Raw genomic sequence first — 17,428 nt, 5'->3', positions numbered from 1 at the left:
TCTCCTGTACAGACCGGCCCCCCCTGCGGTCCACCGCCACCCGCGCGGCGGCGGCGCCGCGCGGGTGGCCGGGTGGCGGCCCTTGCCCCGGCCAGCCGGGCCTTGCGCTTTTCGGGGATGCGGATCCGCCGCCCCCGCATGCCGGACCACAACCGCCGCGATCATCGCCGCCTCTGCCCGAGCGGCGCGGGACAAAAAGCCTGCCCTGTCCGGTGGCCGGCATGACCCGAGGCCCTACCCTCCGTTGATCGGATAGGGCATAAGTCCCGCGACTCGCGCCAGACTTTCGGAGGATACGATGCACGACATCCGCGCAATCCGCGACAATCCCGCTGCCTTTGATGCCGCCCTCTCGCGCCGGGGCGCCGCGCCGATGTCCTCCGAGGTGCTGGCGCTGGACGAGGCGCGCCGGACGGCGATCCACGCCGCCGAAACGGCACAGGCCGACCAGAAGCGCGCCGCCAAGGACGTGGGCGCCGCCAAGGCCAAGGGCGACGAGGCCGAATTCGAACGCCTGCGCGCGCTGGTGGGCGAGAAAAAGGCCGAGGTCGGCGCCATGCAGGACCGCGCCAAGGCGCTGGACACCCAGCTGACAGAGCTGCTGATGGGCCTGCCGAACCTGCCCTTCGACGACGTGCCCGACGGCGCCGACGAGGCCGACAACGTCGAGGTCAAGCGCTGGGGCGAACCGCGCGCCTTCGACTTCACCCCGAAGGAACACTACGAGATCGCGGGCGTGATGCCCGGCATGGATTTCGAGACCGCCGCGAAACTGTCCGGCGCGCGCTTCATGGTGCTGCAGCACGGCGTCGCCCGCATCCACCGCGCGCTGGCGCAGTTCATGCTGGACACCCATGTCGACACCAACGGCCTGACCGAGACATGGACGCCCGTGCTGGTGCGCCCCGAGATGATGTATGGCACCGGCCAGCTGCCCAAGTTCGGCGAGGACAGCTACGAGACCACCAATGGCTGGTGGCTGGTGCCCACCGCAGAGGTGACGCTGACCAATATCGTCAACGGCGAGACGGTCGAGGCCGACAGCCTGCCGCGCCGCTACGTCGCCCATACGCAGTGCTTCCGCTCCGAGGCGGGCAGCGCGGGCCGCGACACGGCGGGCATGCTGCGCCAGCACCAGTTCGAGAAGGTCGAGATGGTCTCGATCACCCGGCCCGAGGACAGCCGCGCGGAACACGACCGCATGACCGCCTGCGCCGAGGGCATCCTCGAGGCGCTCGGCCTGCCCTACCGCACCGTTGTCCTCTGCACCGGCGACATGGGCTTCGGCGCGCGCCGCACCCATGACATCGAGGTCTGGCTGCCCGGCCAGGACAGCTACCGCGAGATCTCTTCGGTCTCGGTCTGCGGCGACTTCCAGGCGCGGCGCATGAACGCCCGCTTCAAGGAGGCCGGCGGCAAGCCCGACTTCGTCCACACCCTGAACGGCTCGGGCCTCGCCGTGGGCCGCTGCCTGATCGCGGTGCTGGAAAACGGCCAGCAGGCGGATGGCTCGGTCGAGCTGCCCGCGGTGCTGCACCCCTACCTTGGCGGCAGGACCCGGCTCACCGCCGAGGGGACGCTGGCATGAGCGGAACGCGCGCGCGCCTCTGGGCGCTCGGCTGCCTGCTCGCGGCGCTGGCCTTCGCGGCCGCGCCGCTGCTTGTTCCCGGCTTCGGCGGCTTCGAGCCGGGCCAGTTCCCGGTGCAGATCGAGGAACCGCCGGTCCAGCCCGCGGGCTACGCCTTCGCCATCTGGGGCCTGATCTACGCCTGGCTGATCGCCAGCACCCTCTTCGGCCTGCTGCGCCGAAGCGACGACATCGACTGGACGCCGATGCGACCGGCGCTTTTCGCAACGCTGGCGCTGGGGGCCACATGGCTGCCGGTGGCGGTGCTGACCCCGCTGGGAGCGACCCTGCTGATCTGGCTGATGCTGGCCGGTGCGCTCACGGCGCTGTTCCGCGTGGGCGACACCGACCGCTGGCTGCAACAGGCCCCGGTCGCGGTGCTGGCGGGCTGGCTGACGGCGGCCGCCTGCGTGGCGCTCGGCGTGGTGCTGGGCGGCTACGGCTGGCTGCCGCCGACCCCGGCGGCGCTTCTGTCGCTGCTGGTGGCGGTGGTGATCGCCGTCACAGTGCAATACCGCCTGCACCGGGCGCCGGAATACGGCATCACCGTGATCTGGGCGCTGGTCGGCGTGATCGTCGAGAACATGCAGCCCTTCAATGCCGCCGTGGCCGGGCTCTCGCTGCTCGGCATCCTGGCAATCCTCAGCCTGCGCGCCACCGACACGGAATAGGCGCGGGCACAAAGCCCGACGACCCTGGCCGCGATTGCCCGCCAGGGGATGGGGCGCACGGCCCCTGTCTCGCCCCCGCCCTTCCGGTGCCCATGCCCGGTCTCGCCCAGACGCCGGGCCCCGTCGGCTCCGAAACCGGCAAAGGACGCCCCCCGAAGCCTCGTCCTCCAACGGCAACCTGCCCCGCACCAAGGGCGCCCCCGACCGCAACCACGCCCGGACCATCCGCGCCGAGCGCTTCCGCCGCGCCGGGCTCTGCCACGGCCACACGCTGACCCTGCAGTGGAACGACACGGGTTTTTCTTCAGGATCATGGCCGACGGCCCGCTGCACACCACAGGGGGCGACAGCTAAGCCCTCGACCGGGCCGCGCCGACACAGGGCCCCATGCCCCGAAAGCCTCCCCTGCTTCTCTGGTCCCCAAATACCCTCGGGGGGCGCGCATGGCGCGCGGGGCGGAGCCCCGAAGCGGGGGTTTGGGGGCCAAAGCCCCCAAGAGTGAGAGCGCGCCGCAGGCGCCCCGCAGGTTTCGCTCTGCGCTGCCACTGACGCGCTCCGCTCAGTCCTTTTTCTTCGGCAGCTTGCCCAGATGCTTCTTCAGCGCGCCCGCATTCTTCTCGCGCCGCCCCTTGTAGGGGTTGCGGTCGCCCTGCCCGCGCATGGTCAGGCGGATCGGCGTGCCCGGCATGTCGAAGTCCTCGCGCAGCCCGTTCACCAGGAAGCGCGAGTAGCTCTCCGGCAGCTTGTCGGGATGCGAACACATCACCACGAATCCCGGCGGCCGCGTCTTGGCCTGGGTCATGTAGCGCAGCTTGATGCGGCGGCCCTGCGGTGCGGGGGGCGGATGCCTCTGCACCATGCTCTCCAGCCAGCGGTTCAGCTGCCCGGTGGACACCCGCCGGTTCCAGACCGTGTAGGCCTGCATCACCGCCGCCTGAAGCCGGTCGAGCCCCTTGCCCGTGCGCGCCGAGACCGTCACCAGCGGCGCCCCGCGCAGCTGCGGCAAGAGCCGCTCGAAGGCCTCGCGCAGCTCGCGCAGCTTGTCCTGCTTGTGGTCCTCGGCGTCCCATTTGTTCACCGCCACGACCACGGCGCGGCCTTCGCGTTCGGCCAGGTCGGCAATCTTCAGGTCCTGCACCTCGAAGGGAATGGCCGCGTCCAGCAGAACCACCACCACCTCGGCGAATTTCACCGCGCGGATGCCGTCCGAGACCGACAGCTTCTCCAGCTTTTCCTGCACCTTGGCGCGGCGGCGCATGCCGGCGGTGTCGAAGATGCGCATCGGCACCCCGCCCCAGTCCATCCGCACCGAGATCGCGTCCCGCGTGATCCCGGCCTCCGGCCCGGTCAGCAGACGCTCTTCGCCGAGGATCTTGTTCACCAGCGTCGACTTCCCGGCATTCGGGCGGCCGACGACCGCCACCTGCAGGGGCTTTGTCGGCGTCGGCATCGGGACCGAATCGTCATCCTCGTCGATCTCGTCGGGCACGGCCACGTTCGTCTCGGGCGCCTCTTCCGCGGCCCGCGCCTCGAAGCCGTCCGACAGCGGCAGCAGCACCTGGTACAGCTCGTCCAGCCCCTGCCCGTGTTCCGCCGACAGCCGGATCGGCTCTCCCAGGCCCAGCGAATAGGCCTCGATCACGCCGCCGTCCGCGGCCGACCCCTCGGCCTTGTTGGCGGCAAGGATGACGTGCCCGGCGCGGCGGCGCAGGATCTCGGCAAAGACCTCGTCGTCGGGCAGGATGCCCGCGCGGGCGTCGATCAGGAACAGGCAGATATCCGCCTCTTCCACGGCACGCTCGGTCAGGCGGCGCATCCGGGCGGGCAGCGAGTCGTCGGTCTCGTTCTCCAGACCGGCGGTGTCGATGACGGTGAAGCGCAGGTCGGCCAGCCGGGCCTCGCCCTCGCGCAGGTCGCGGGTGACTCCGGGCTGGTCGTCGACCAGCGCAAGGCGCTTGCCCACGAGGCGGTTGAAGAGCGTCGACTTGCCCACATTGGGGCGGCCGACGATGGCGAGAGAGAAGGACATGCGGCGCTCCGGCGGATCAGACCCGCCGCTTAGCGCATTTCCACGCACGAGGGAACCACCCGCGCGCACCTGTCGCCCCGGGGCGGCAAAAGGCCCTCCGCAGGGCCTTTGAGAAAGCGCCTTCGAAGGCGCTTTACCTCACCGATATGCGTGCAGGACGCCCTTTCCGGAGACGACGTAGAGCGTGCCCCCCGCGACCACGGGCCGCGTCGTCGCGCCGCCGTCGATGGGCACACTGCCCACCAGGGCGCCGCTTTCGGGCGCGAAGGCCCGCAGATAGCCGTCCGAGCCCGCCACGATCAGCCGGTTGCCCGCGAGGATCGGGCCGAGGTTGGCATAGGCCTCGCTGCGGCGCTTGTTGGGGTTGCGCTTGGTCTTGTAGCCCGGAAGGTCGACCGCCCAGACCTGCTCGCCGGTCGCCGCGTCCAGACGGATCAACTGGTTGCGGTCCGAGACGAAGAAGACGGAATCGCCCGCCGGCCAGAGCGGCCCCAGCGCGCCCTCGCGGGCCGTCCACTTGCGTTCGCCGTTGTACAGCCCCAGCGCCACGACGCGACCGGCGTGGTTGCCCGCAAAGACCGTCTCGCCCGCGATCAGCGGGTCGCCGGTGATGTCGTTCACGGTGGAGATGGCAAAGCCGTTGCGGCGCCCGAGAATGTCGGCATTCCAGACCCGCAGCCCGCCCTGCCGCAGCGCGCCCTGCAGGGTTCCGCTGCCGAAGGAGAAGATCACATGCGTGTCGCCGATCGCCGGGGCGGGCGCCCCCGCGACGTTGTTGATGTTCTCGGCCCCGTCGATCTGCCAGCGCACGCGCCCGGAATCGGCCTCCAGCGCCCAGCCGGTCTGATCGCCCGATGTCACATAGACCACGCCATCGCGGTAGGACGGCGCACCGGTGGCGGTGTTGCCCAGATCCTGCTTCCAGAGCTCGCGCCCCGTCGCCGGGTCCAGCGCCACCAGCATGCCGAAGCCCGAAGAGACGTAAAGCGCCCGGTCGCTGACCGCCAGACCGCCGCCCTGCGCCTGGATCGCCTTGTCGCGCAGCGGCGTCAGGTCATGTTCCCACAGCGTGCCGCCACCGGTCGAGGTGGCCCGCACGACATGGGCGGAATCCATCGTGAAGACGCGGCCGCCGCCGACCACCGGGTCGACGTTCAGCCGGTTGCGCCGCGTGTCACCGCGCCCGATCGAGGTGGCAAAGACCGGCTGGAAGCGCCCCGAGAAGGCCGCATTGGTCACCCGCGCGTGCGGCGAGACACCGCTTTGCGCCCAGGAGGCGCTGGCGTTCTGGCCCGGAAGCGCGATGGCCCGGGCGACATTCGGCCCGGGGGTGTCGATATCGCCGCCACCACGGGTCTGAAGCACGTCGCGCACGTTCAGGCGCTCGCCGCCCAGAACCGTGTCGCGTTCGGTGCAGCCCGCCAGCGCCAATGCGCCAAGCGTCGTCAGGATCATCGCCTTGTGCAAAGCCATCGTGTTCTGCCCTCTTGCCTCTCGTTCCCGGTTGCGCTGCGATCAGCTTTCGGGAACCGTGCCACCCAGCGCCACAATCAACTGAGACGCCCTGCGGCGCAAGCCCGCCGTCACCTCTGCATCCTCGATGATGCGTGTCAGGCGCGCCTGCGCGGCCTCGGCATCGCCCGCCTCGACCTCGATCAGGGCCAGCTGTTCCTCGGCCAGCAGGCGCAGCGGCTGCCCCGCGACGGCCAGCGCCTCGAACCCGCTGCGGCGGTCTTCCAGCGAAACCACCTCGGCCCCGCGGGTCAGCGCCTTGTAGCGGGCGATCTGGCGGTAGATCGACGGCACCTCGGTGTTGTCGGCCACCGCCTGCAGGCGGGCCACGGCCTCGGCATCATTGCCGGCGCTGCCCTCTTCGGCCGCGATCAGCATCTGCAGGATGGCCTCGGCCCCGGTCGCGCCGCCCTCGACGCCTTCCAGCGCCGCGATGCGCGCGGTCTCGTCGCCTTCGTCCAGTGCCGCGAGAATCTCGTCACCAAAGCTCTGCGCCGCGCGCTCTTCCGAGGCGATGCGGAATTCGCGCCAGGCGGTTCCGCCGACGATCAGCAGCACCAGCGCCACCGCGATCCAGCCGTATTTGCGCATTGCCGCGAAGAGCTTGTCGCGTTTGACCTCTTCGGTGACCTCGTCGATGAAACTGTCGGTGTCGCTCACCCTTTGGCCTCCCTCTGGCGCGGTTTGCCCCCTCTTACACAGGCGGGCGGCGGGTGCCAAGCGGTCATCTCCGGCGCCCCGGTCCACGGCGGAATCGCTCGCAGAGCGCATCGAAAAAGCGCCCGGACGCGACATCTGCGCGGCACTGCTGTCGGAAACTGTCAGTTTCGTGCCGTTGCGACAACCGGCACGCTTGCGCGGTGATGCAAAGCCCCCTAAAAACTGAACCATTCGGTTCAGAGGGGGAACGCGGTGGGGGCCGCGCCCGATGATCCACCATTGGCGCCCCGGCGTAAGACCTTTTGAAATACAGATGAGACCCGAATGCGTATCGTTTCCCTGATCACGGCCCTGATTGTGGCCGCCGTCCTTTATGGCCTCGTTATGGAACGGGACCGTCTCCTGGGTTTTGCGCGGGACAATACGCCCGCCGCATTGGCCGGGGCCGACACGCCAGAGCCCGAGGACCCGGCGGCAGAGCCCGCGGCGGCGGTCGCCGAGACACCCGCGGACACGCTGCCCGAAGGCACCGTGCGCGTCATGGCCCACCGCTCGGTGGCGCAGGTGGTCGACAGCGCCGTGGTCCTGCGCGGCGAGACAGAGGCGCTGCGCGAGGTCGTGGTGCGGGCCGAGACCTCGGGCAAGGTGGTCTCTGAACCGCTGCGCCGGGGGGCGCTGGTCGAGGCCGGGCAGCTGCTGTGCGAGATCGACCCGGGCACGCGGCAGGTCTCGCTGCGCGAGGCCACGGCGCGGCTGGCGGAGGCCAGGGCCCGGTTGCCGGAATCCAAGGCGCGCCTCGCCGAGGCCGAGGCCGCCCTGCCCGCCGCCCGCGCCCGCATCCTCGAGGCCGAGGCCGCCGTGCCTGCCACGCAGGCGCAACTGTCCCAGGCCCGCGCCGGGGTGCCCGCCGCCGCCGCCCGCCTGACCGAGGCCAAGGCCCGCGTCCCGGAATCCGAGGCCTATCTGGCCGAGGCCAAGGCCCGCGTCCCCGAGGTCGAGGCCCGGCTGGAAGAGGCCGAAAGCCGCGTCCCCGAGGCCGAGGCCCGGCTGGCCGAGGCGCAGGCCGCCGTGCCCGCCGCGCAGTCGCGCCTGAAAGAGGCCCAGGCCGCCGTGCCCGCCGCCCGCGCCGCGCTTGCCGAGGCCGAGGCCCGGGTGCCAGAGGCCGAGGCCCGCGTGCTGGAAGCCGAAGCGCGGGTGAAAGAGGCCGATATCAACCTCAAGGCCGCGCAGTCGCTGGCCCGCGACGGCTTTGCCGCGCAGACCCGGCTGGCCGCTTCCGAGGCCGCCTTCGAGGCCGCCAGGGCCGGGGTGCAGGCCGCGCAACTGGGGCTGAAGAGCGCCGCCTCGGGCATCGAGGCCGCGAAAAGCCAGGTGCAGGGCGCGCTGGCGGGGGTCGAGACCGCCAAAAGCCAGGTCGAGACCGCCAAGGCCGCCGTGCAGTCGGCGCAAAGCGGCATCCGCAACGCCAAGGCGGGCGTGATCGCCGCCAAGGCCCAGATCCAGAACGCCAAGGCCGGGGTGCAGGCCGCGCAAAGCCAGATCCAGAACGCCAAGGCCGGGGTGCAAAGCGCCACCTCGGATGTCGAGGGCGCCTCTGCCGCCGTCGAAAGCGCCCTGTCGGGCGTCGAGGGCGCCAAGGCCGCCGTGATCTCGGCCAAGTCGCAGCTGGAAGGCGCCGCCGCCGCCGTGCAATCCGCCAAGACCGGCGAGGAAAGCGCGCTCAGCGCCATCCAGGCCGCCGAGGCCGCCATCGCCTCTGCCGAGAAGGAGATCGAGCGCCTGTCGATCCACGCCCCCTTTGCCGGGCTTCTGGAAACCGACACCGCCGAGCTGGGTGCCCTGATGCAGCCGGGCAGCGCCTGCGCCACGGTGATCCAGCTGAACCCGGTCAAGATCGTGGGCTACGTGGCCGAAAGCGATGTGGCCCGCGTCGACCATGGCGCGCAGGCGGGCGCGCGGCTGGTCTCGGGCCGCGAGGTGGCGGGCAAGGTCACCTTCGTCTCGCGCTCTGCCGATCCGCTGACCCGCACCTTCCGCGTCGAGATCCTTGTCGACAACGAAGACCTCTCGATCCGGGACGGCCAGACCGCCGAGATCGCCATCGCCGCCGAGGGCGCCCCCGCGCACCTGCTGGCGCAATCCAGCCTGACGCTGGACGACGACGGCCGCCTTGGCGTGCGCAGTGTGTCGGCCGAGGAAACCGTGGCCTTCCTGCCCGTCACGCTGCTGCGCGACACCCGCGAAGGGGTCTGGGTGACCGGCCTGCCGGACACCGTGGACGTCATCACGCTGGGACAGGAATACGTCACCGACGGGGTGCCCGTCGCGCCCAGCTTCGAGGAGATCATCCAGTGACCGGGATCGTCGACTGGGCGGCGCAGCGCGCCCGCATGGTGCTGGCCTTCATCGTTCTGGGCCTCGTGGTCGGCGCCTATGCCTACATCAGCCTGCCGAAAGAGGGCGAACCGGACATCGAGATCCCCGCCCTGTTTGTCTCGGTGCCCTTCCCCGGCATCTCCGCCAGCGACGCCGAGACGCTGCTGGTCAAGCCGATGGAATCGGAACTGTCGGACCTCGACGGGCTGAAGAGCATGACCGCCACCGCCGCCGAGAGCTATGCCGGTCTGGCGCTGGAGTTCGAATTCGGCTGGGACAAGACCAAGATCATGGCCGACGTGCGCGACGGCATGTCCAACGCGCAGGCCGATTTCCCCGAGGGCGTGGAACAGTACTCCATCAACGAGATCAACTTCTCTGAATTCCCGATCCTGATCGTCAACCTGTCGGGGCCGCTGCCGGAACGCACGCTGAACCGTGTCGCCAAGGACCTGCAGGACCGGGTCGAGGGGCTGGATTCCGTGCTCGAGGCCGGGATCGCGGGCGACCGCGACGAGATGCTCGAAGTGGTGATCGACCCGCTGCGGCTGGAAAGCTACAACGTCACCGCGGGCGAGCTGATCACCGTCGTGCAGAACAACAACCAGCTGATCGCCGCTGGCGAGGTCGAGACCGAGAACGGCACCTTTGCACTGAAGGTGCCCTCGAATTTCTCCGAGGCGCGCGACGTCTACGACCTGCCGGTGAAGGTGAACGGCGACCGCGTGGTGACGCTGGGCGATCTGGCGACCATCAACCTGACCTTCGAGGACCGCGCCGGCACCGCGCGGTTCAACGGTGTACAGACTGTCGCCCTGCAGGTGGTCAAGCGCAAGGGCTTCAATATCATCGACACCGCCGCCGACGTGCGCGCGGTCATCGCCGAGGCCCGCGAGGGCTGGCCGCCCGAGCTGCAGGCGGTGCTGGACGTGGGCGATTCCAACGACCAGAGCCGTCAGGTGGAAAGCATGGTCAGCCAGCTGGAAGGCTCGGTCCTGACCGCCATCGCGCTGGTGATGATCGTGGTGCTGGCTTCGCTGGGGCTGCGGCCCGCGCTCTTGGTGGGTTTCGCCATCCCGACCTCTTTCCTGCTGTGCTTCGTGCTGCTGGCGATCATGGGTGTGACGATTTCCAACATCGTCATGTTCGGCCTGATCCTGGCCGTTGGCATGTTGGTCGACAGCGCCATCGTGGTGGTCGAATACGCCGACAAGCGCATCTCTGAAGGCTCGGGGCCGATGCACGCCTATGTCGAGGCCGCCAAGCGCATGTTCTGGCCGGTGGTCTCGTCCACCGCCACGACGCTCTGCGCCTTCCTGCCGATGCTGTTCTGGCCGGGTGTGGCGGGCGAGTTCATGGGCATGTTGCCGGTGACGCTGATCTTCGTGCTGGCCGCCAGCCTCGTGGTGGCGCTGATCTACCTGCCGGTCATGGGCGGTGTCACGGGCCGCTTTTCGCGCAACATCCACCGCGCGGGCAACTGGCTGCGCGGTGCCACGCCATGGCTGGTGCGCGCGGCGCTGGTGCCCGTGATGATCTTCGGCATGTTCGTGGGCGCCATGATGGTGCTGAACCCGGCCTACCTGTTCCCCGTCGAGGGCGAGGGGCTGGCGGCCCGCCTGCCCGGCATCGTGACCTTCCTGCTGTTCGCTGTGCTCTCTTCGGTGGTCATGGACGCGGCAGCCCTGCAACGCCGCCGCAAGCGCATCGAGGGCAGCCACCGCCGCACGCCCTTCGGCTACGTGATCAAGGCCATCGCGGGCAATCCGGTCATGCCGCTGGTGACGCTGGGCGCCGTCGGCTTCTTCGTCGCCAGCGTCTTCAGCTACTTCGGCGAGAACAACAACGGCGTCGAGTTCTTCGTCGACAGCGAGCCCGAGCAGGCCATCGTCTACGTCCGCGCGCGGGGCAACCTTTCGCTTCAGGAAAAGGACGCCATCGTCCACCGCGCCGAGCAGATCGTGCTGGCGCAGCCCGGCATCCTGAACGCCTTCGCCTTTGCCGGAGAGGGCGGGCTCGACAACAACACCGGCGGGGCGCAGGCCCCCAAGGACACCATCGGGCAGGTCCAGCTGGAGACCATCCCATGGGAGGACCGCGCCGCCTATGCCCGCGAACACCCCGACGAGGTCACGCTGGAGCAGCTGGACGGCGATTACATCATCGACGCCCTGACCGCCAAGCTGGAGCGTATCCCCGGCATCGAGATCGAGATCCTCGCACAGGCGCGCGGCCCGGCCTCGGCCAAGCCCGTTCACCTGCGTCTGAAGGGCAACGACTGGGAAGACCTGCTGACCGCCACCGCCCTGGCGCGCGAAAGGTTCGACACCCTGCCCGCGCTGACCCTGATCGAGGACACGCGCCCCCTGCCCGGCATCGACTGGGAGATCGACGTCGATGTCGAAAAGGCCGGGCGCTTCGGCGCCGACGTGGCCGTGGTGGGCGCCATGGTGCAGCTTGTGACGCGCGGCATCCTGCTGGACAGCTACACGCCAGCCGGGTCCGACGAAGAGATCGAGATCCGCGTGCGCCTGCCCGAGGAAGACCGCGTGCTGTCGACGCTGGACAGCCTCAAGGTGCGCACGGCGGACGGCCTTGTGCCGCTGGCGAACTTCGTCACGCGCCAGCCGGTGGAAAAGCTGGCAGAGATCAACCGCATCGACCAGAAGCGCTATTTCGACGTCAAGGCCGGGGTGAACACCGACCGCAAGACGGTTCGGATCACGATGCCCGCCGAGGTCGCGCGCGAGGCCAGCTTTTACGAGGAACCGCAGCGGGCCGAGGGCGCAGAGGCGCCCGCGACGGTCTCGCACGAGCTTGGCTTCGGCAGCGAGATCCCGGCAGAGCAGGCCCGGGACGGAGGCGGTTACGATCTGTCGCTGGACTTCCCGCGACCGGGCTCTTTGTTCGGTGGCTCCGGCGGCGGGGTCGAAACGCGGTACTTCCAGGTGGAACGCGGGATTTCCGACAGCGAGGCGGCAGAGCTTCAGCGCCTGGTGGACCGGGGGGCGAGCGTCTCTCTGGTGCCCATGACCGCCAACGACCGCATCGCGCAGCTGACCGAGTGGCTGGAGACCGCCCCCCTGCCCGCGGGCATCGAGTGGGAATGGACCGGCGACCAGGAAGACCAGGAGGAAAGCCAAGCCTTCCTTTCCTCTGCCTTCGGTGCGGCGCTGGGTCTGATGTTCATCATCCTGCTGGCGCAGTTCAACAGCCTTTACAACGCGGTGCTGGTGCTGATTGCCGTGGTGCTCTCCACCACCGGCGTGCTGATCGGTATGCTGGTCATGGGCCAGTACTTCAGCGTCATCATGACCGGCACCGGCATCGTCGCGCTGGCGGGGATCGTGGTGAACAACAATATCGTGCTGATCGACACCTATCAGGAATACAGCCGCTACATGCCCCGGATCGAGGCCATCGTGCGCACCGCAGAGGCGCGCATCCGCCCGGTTCTGCTGACCACGATCACCACCATGGCAGGCCTTGCGCCGATGATGTTCGGGCTGTCGCTCGACTTCTTCGCGGGCGGCTATTCCATCGACAGCCCGACGGCGCTGTGGTGGAAGAACCTCGCGACGGCGGTGGTCTTCGGCCTTGGGGTCGCGACGGTACTGACGCTGGTGGTGACGCCCTCGCTGCTGGCGGTGCGGGTCTGGGCCACGACCTACGTGCTGTGGCTGGCGCGCCTGCTGGCGCGGCTGTCGCTGGGCCGCAGCAGCACGGCGGCCCGCGACTGGGCGCTGAACCGCGCGGCACGGCGCGTCTCTGCGCCCGAGATCATCTGGGAGGACGAGACCCCGAGCGATCCGCGCCAGCCGGAACTGGCGCTGCGGGCGGCGGAATGACAGATCGGGCCGTCAACCATCGCGCGGTGCAGATCTTGATTTTCGGAGTGGTTTGGGGTAAGTGTTGGGAACGATACAGATCGACGCTCGTCGAACTTCTTTTTAAAGAGCCCCCGGGGTGGTGCAACACCCCGGGGGTGACTTTTTGTCAGGCCAGGATGATCATGACGAGGATCGTCAGGATCATCAGCGCGACAGTCAGCCAACGATACATATCTTCACTCATACAAACTCCTTTCCGCATCCTCATAGGATACGCATCGGAGTGTATGATGGGATGGTTAATGGAACCGTTAAGATTGCGTTGAGGACGGTCGTTCTGCCTGACCGGACGACCTGCGCTCCCGCCTGCACCGGTCCGAGCAATAGCGCACTTCGTCCCAGACCTTCGCCCACTTCTTGCGCCACGTGAACGGGCGCCCGCAGATGGCGCAGGTCTTTTGTGGCAGGTCACCCTTCTTCACGGCCATGCCACGCCAAACGGCGGGGACCCGAAGCCCCCGCCCGACACCCGGACCGCTACCCCCATCACTCCGTGACGGCTGCGCCTTCGCCCGCCACCGGGCCGTCCAGCGTCTCGACGGCCTCGGCGTCCGGCACGACGCGCTCTGCCTCGCTTTCACCCGGAGTATTTCCGGCGGCGAAAACCCAGAGGATCCAGCCCACGAACAGCAGCGCGGCAAAGCCTGCGGCGATGGTCATGCCGCCAAGGGCGGGACGGTGGCGGCGCTCTTGCTTCTCGATATTCGTTTGCGGGGCAGACATGTCGTCTCTCCTGTCATCTCGGGGTGCCAGCCATTGCAGCGGCTCACTTGCAGGCCTAACACTTGGCCCAAACCGAAGTTCCAAACCGCCGAGGACCGCCATGAAGGACGCCAGCCCGCAAACCGTCTACCTTTCGGACTACACACCCTTCGGCTGGCAGGTGCAGGACGTGCACCTGACCTTCCGTCTGGCGCCAGAGGCGACGCGGGTTCTGGCCCGCATCCACTTCGCCCCAAACCCCGACGCGCCGAAGCAGGAGTTCTTCCTGCACGGCGAGGATCTGACGCTGATCCATGCGGCCATCGACGGCCGGACCGTGTCCCCGGTGCAATCGGCCGAGGGTCTGACCTGCACGGTGCCCGACGGGCCCTTCCTCTGGGAATGCGAGGTCGAGATCGCGCCCGCGAAAAACACCGCGCTCGAAGGCCTGTACATGTCGAACGGCATGTATTGCACGCAATGCGAGGCCGAGGGCTTCCGCAAGATCACCTTCTACCCCGACCGCCCCGACGTGATGTCGGTCTTCACCGTCCGCATCGAGGGCGAGGAGCCGGTCAAGCTGTCGAACGGCAACCCCGGCAAGACCGGCGAGGGATTTGCCGAGTGGCACGACCCCTGGCCCAAGCCCGCCTATCTCTTTGCGCTGGTGGCGGGCGATCTGGTCAACCACCCAGACCGTTTCACCACCATGAACGGCCGCGATGTCGAGCTGAACATCTGGGTCCGCCCCGGCGACGAGGGCAAATGCGCCTTCGGCATGGAGGCGCTGAAGAAGTCGATGAAATGGGACGAGGATGTCTATGGCCGCGAATACGACCTCGACATCTTCAATATCGTCGCCGTGGACGACTTCAACATGGGCGCGATGGAGAACAAGGGGCTGAACGTCTTCAACAGCTCCTGCGTGCTGGCCTCGCCCGAGACCTCGACCGATGCCAATTTCGAGCGGATCGAGGCGATCATCGCGCATGAATACTTCCACAACTGGACCGGCAACCGCATCACCTGCCGCGACTGGTTCCAGCTTTGTCTGAAAGAGGGGCTGACGGTCTTCCGCGACGCGCAGTTCACCGCCGACATGCGCTCTGCGCCGGTGAAGCGGATCGAGGATGCGCAGATGATGCGCGGGCGCCAGTTCCCCGAGGATCAGGGGCCTTTGGCGCACCCGGTCCGACCCGAAAGCTTTCAGGAGATCAACAACTTCTACACCGCGACGGTCTATGAAAAGGGCGCCGAGGTGATCGGCATGCTCAAGCGGCTGGTCGGGGATGAGGATTATGCCAAGGCGCTGGACCTCTATTTCGACCGCCACGACGGCGACGCGGCGACCATCGAGGACTGGCTGAAGGTCTTCGAGGATGCCACAGGGCGCGACCTGACCCAGTTCAAGCGCTGGTACTCTCAGGCGGGCACGCCGCGCGTCAGCGTCACCGAGGATTGGGCCGATGGCACCTACACCCTGACCTTCCGGCAGGTCACACCGCCCACCCCCGGCCAGCCCGATAAGGCGCCGCAGGTGATCCCCATGGCCGTGGGCCTGCTGAACCCCAACGGCGACGAGGTGGTGCCCACCACCCTGCTGGAAATCACCGAAGCCGAGCAGTCCTTCCGTTTCGACGGGCTCTCTGCCCGGCCCGTGCCCTCGCTCTTGCGCGACTTCTCGGCCCCCGTGGTGATGGAGCGTGAAGCCAGCGCCGAGGAACGCGCCTTCCTGCTGGCCCATGACACCGATCCCTTCAACCGCTGGGACGCCTCGCAGATGCTGGGGATCGAATGCCTGATCGCCATGATCACCGAGGGCGCGACGCCCGACACCGCGTGGCTCGACGGGCTGGAGCGGGTGCTGCGGGACACCGACCTCGACCCGGCCTATCGCGCGCTGATGATGGGCACGCCCTCGCAGGCCGAACTGGCCCGCGTGCTGCACGAGCGCGGCCACACCCCCGACCCGGAGGCCATCTGGAACGCCGCCGAGACGCTGGCGCAGTTCCGCGCCGAACGCTGGGCCGACCTGCTGCCGCGCCTCGCCGCAGAGGCCACCGTCGAGGCCCCCTATTCCCCGGACGCCGAACAGGTGGGCAAGCGCGCGCTTGGCGCGGGCGTGCTGGCGCTTCAGACGCGGCTGGACGGCGGCAAGGCGGCGCAGGCGCAATTCGACAGCGCCGACAACATGACGCTGCAACTGACCGCGCTTGGCAGCCTCGTGCGGGCGGGCCGCGATGCAGAGGCGCTGGCCGCCTTCGAGGAGCAGTGGCAGGACGACCGCCTTGTCATGGACAAGTGGTTCGGCCTGCAGATCGGCGCCGCGGCGCCCGATGTGGCGGTCGAGCGCGCGCAGGCGCTGACCCGGCATGCGGCCTTCGACTGGAAGAACCCCAACCGCTTCCGCGCCGTCCTTGGCGGTCTGGCCATGCATCACGCCGCCTTCCACCGCGCCGACGGGGCGTCCTACGCCTTGCTGGCGGACTGGCTGATCCGGCTCGACGACCTGAACCCGCAGACCACCGCGCGCATGGCCGCCGTGTTCCAGACATGGACCCGCTACGACGAGGGCCGCCGCGCCCTGATGCGTGCCGCGCTGGAACGCATCGCGGCGAAGCCGAAGCTTTCGCGGGATACCGGCGAGATGGTCACCCGGATGCTGGCGCAATGAGCGGGCTCCTGATCGTCACCGGGGCCAGCACCGGCATCGGCGCCGCGACGGCGCGCATGGCGGCCTTCAACGGCTGGCAGCGCATCGTCGTGCATTATGCCCATGACAAGGCCGGGGCCGACGAGACGGCGGCCATGGTCGAAAGCATGGGCGCGCAGGCCTATGTGGTGCAGGCCGATGTCTCGAACCCCAAGGCCGTGGCGAAGATCTTTGCGCAGGTGGCAGAGATGAAGCCGGGCCGCATCGGGCTGGTGAACAATGCCGGCATCGTGTCGCCCACCGGCAAGCTGGCGGACCTGACGCCAGAGCGGATCACGCAGGTCTTTGCCGTCAACGTCTTCGGCGCCATCGAGGTGATCCGGCAGACGGTCGCGGTGATGCGCGACTGGGGCAAGGGCGGCGCCATCGTCAATATCTCCAGCGCCGCGGCGCGGCTGGGAGCGGCGAACCAATATGTCGACTATGCCGCCTCGAAGGGGGCCATCGATTCGCTGACGCTGGGGCTGGCGGACGAGCTGGCGCCCGAGGGCATCCGCGTGAACGCCATCCGCCCGGGCCTGATCGACACCCCGATCCATGCCAAGGGCGGCCTCCCCGACCGGCTGGACAAGATCGGCCACACGCCGCCGCTGGGCCGCCCCGGCACCGCCGACGAGGTCGCCGAGGCCGCGCTCTGGCTGCTGTCGGAACGCGCCTCCTACGTCACCCGCACCATCGTGGATGTCGCGGGCGGGCGGTGAGCGCCTTCGCCCCGGGCAGCCCCCCGCCTCCGCTGCATCACGCGGCCAGCGGGCGCAGCCTGCGGGCGGCGCTGGTCATCCTGACGGTCTGGCTTGCGGCGCTGGCGCTTCGGCTTTGGCTGCAGGCGCATCCCGCGATCGTCGCGGCGGCGCTGCTGGCCACGCTGCCCGCGCTCTGGGATTTCGCCCGGGCCCGGCGCGCCTGGCTGACACTGGACGACCGCACCCTGTGCTGGCGCTCTGGCCCGGTCACCGGAGAGGTCGCGCTGGCCCGGATCGACCGTGTGCGCATGGACACGCGGCTTGATCTTTCGGTGCGGGTCCGGCTGATCCTGCGCGACGGGACGCGCGTGCCGCTGCCACAGGATGCGCTTCCCCCGCCCCACCGTTTGCACGAGGCGCTGGTTTCACGGGGTGTCCTTGTAGAGAAACATCATTTCGCACTTCTTTAGGCGGTGCGCGTATGTTTGCCCATTGCTTCCGCGGGTGTGTGGCTTAAATCGTTAAGTCGGCTAGACTAGCCATGACGGCGCGCCTGTCATCCGTA

Annotated in this window: 12 protein-coding genes; 7 read left to right on the top strand and 5 right to left on the bottom strand. The window is 68.9% G+C overall.

Annotated features, from left to right (window positions below; translation table 11 throughout):
* Positions 1–298: 298 nt before the first annotated feature.
* Positions 299–1,588 (top strand): serine--tRNA ligase, encoded by a 1,290-nt coding sequence (gene serS / locus ACN5KJ_RS01700; RefSeq protein ID WP_418591801.1) that lies wholly within the window; start codon positions 299–301, stop codon positions 1,586–1,588.
* A complete protein-coding gene (locus tag ACN5KJ_RS01695) occupies positions 1,585–2,298 on the top strand; it encodes a hypothetical protein (RefSeq protein ID WP_347167299.1) in 714 nt (237 codons plus the stop codon). Before serS ends, ACN5KJ_RS01695 begins: the two co-directional genes overlap by 4 nt.
* A 559-nt stretch (positions 2,299–2,857) precedes the next feature.
* Here ACN5KJ_RS01695 and der read toward each other — a convergent pair.
* From der to ACN5KJ_RS01680, 3 genes are all read right to left on the bottom strand, one after another.
* Positions 2,858–4,327, bottom strand: coding sequence for a ribosome biogenesis GTPase Der (der, locus tag ACN5KJ_RS01690; RefSeq protein WP_418591800.1), 1,470 nt, complete (start codon positions 4,325–4,327; stop codon positions 2,858–2,860).
* Between the two features lie 138 nt (positions 4,328–4,465).
* Positions 4,466–5,800, bottom strand: coding sequence for a PQQ-binding-like beta-propeller repeat protein (locus tag ACN5KJ_RS01685; protein ID WP_418591799.1), 1,335 nt, complete (start codon positions 5,798–5,800; stop codon positions 4,466–4,468).
* Between the two features lie 42 nt (positions 5,801–5,842).
* Positions 5,843–6,499 (bottom strand): tetratricopeptide repeat protein, encoded by a 657-nt coding sequence (locus ACN5KJ_RS01680; protein WP_418591798.1) that lies wholly within the window; start codon positions 6,497–6,499, stop codon positions 5,843–5,845.
* Positions 6,500–6,823: 324 nt separating this feature from the next.
* On the opposite strand from ACN5KJ_RS01680, the gene ACN5KJ_RS01675 reads away from it, so the two are divergent.
* Complete coding sequence (locus tag ACN5KJ_RS01675; protein ID WP_418591797.1) at positions 6,824–8,854, top strand: efflux RND transporter periplasmic adaptor subunit; 2,031 nt, start codon at positions 6,824–6,826, stop codon at positions 8,852–8,854.
* Positions 8,851–12,723, top strand: a complete 3,873-nt coding sequence (locus ACN5KJ_RS01670) for an efflux RND transporter permease subunit (protein WP_418591796.1) — start codon at positions 8,851–8,853, stop codon at positions 12,721–12,723. The genes ACN5KJ_RS01675 and ACN5KJ_RS01670 overlap by 4 nt, the downstream gene beginning before the upstream one ends.
* A gap of 293 nt (positions 12,724–13,016) precedes the next feature.
* Here the strand turns inward: ACN5KJ_RS01670 and ACN5KJ_RS01665 are convergent, their stop codons facing one another.
* Both ACN5KJ_RS01665 and ACN5KJ_RS01660 read right to left on the bottom strand, forming a co-directional pair.
* On the bottom strand, positions 13,017–13,193 hold the full coding sequence (locus tag ACN5KJ_RS01665) for a DUF2256 domain-containing protein (protein ID WP_347167294.1): 177 nt from the start codon (positions 13,191–13,193) through the stop codon (positions 13,017–13,019).
* 58 nt (positions 13,194–13,251) lie between these two features.
* Entirely contained in the window at positions 13,252–13,488 is a 237-nt protein-coding gene (locus tag ACN5KJ_RS01660; RefSeq protein ID WP_418591795.1) for a hypothetical protein, read from the bottom strand.
* Between the two features lie 100 nt (positions 13,489–13,588).
* Here ACN5KJ_RS01660 and pepN point away from each other — a divergent pair, with 100 nt between their 5' ends.
* Genes pepN through ACN5KJ_RS01645 form a run of 3 tightly spaced genes read left to right on the top strand, consistent with a single transcriptional unit; the run spans position 13,589 to position 17,333 of the window.
* On the top strand, positions 13,589–16,141 hold the full coding sequence (pepN, locus tag ACN5KJ_RS01655; RefSeq protein WP_418591794.1) for an aminopeptidase N: 2,553 nt from the start codon (positions 13,589–13,591) through the stop codon (positions 16,139–16,141).
* Complete coding sequence (locus ACN5KJ_RS01650) at positions 16,138–16,881, top strand: SDR family oxidoreductase (protein WP_418591793.1); 744 nt, start codon at positions 16,138–16,140, stop codon at positions 16,879–16,881. Before pepN ends, ACN5KJ_RS01650 begins: the two co-directional genes overlap by 4 nt.
* Entirely contained in the window at positions 16,878–17,333 is a 456-nt protein-coding gene (locus ACN5KJ_RS01645; RefSeq protein ID WP_418591792.1) for a hypothetical protein, read from the top strand. Before ACN5KJ_RS01650 ends, ACN5KJ_RS01645 begins: the two co-directional genes overlap by 4 nt.
* The last annotated feature ends 95 nt before the right edge of the window (positions 17,334–17,428 follow it).

Source organism: Ponticoccus sp. (in: a-proteobacteria) (assembly GCF_048381735.1).
Note: the sequence above shows the minus strand (reverse complement) of the source record. Positions and strands in the feature narration are given on the sequence as shown.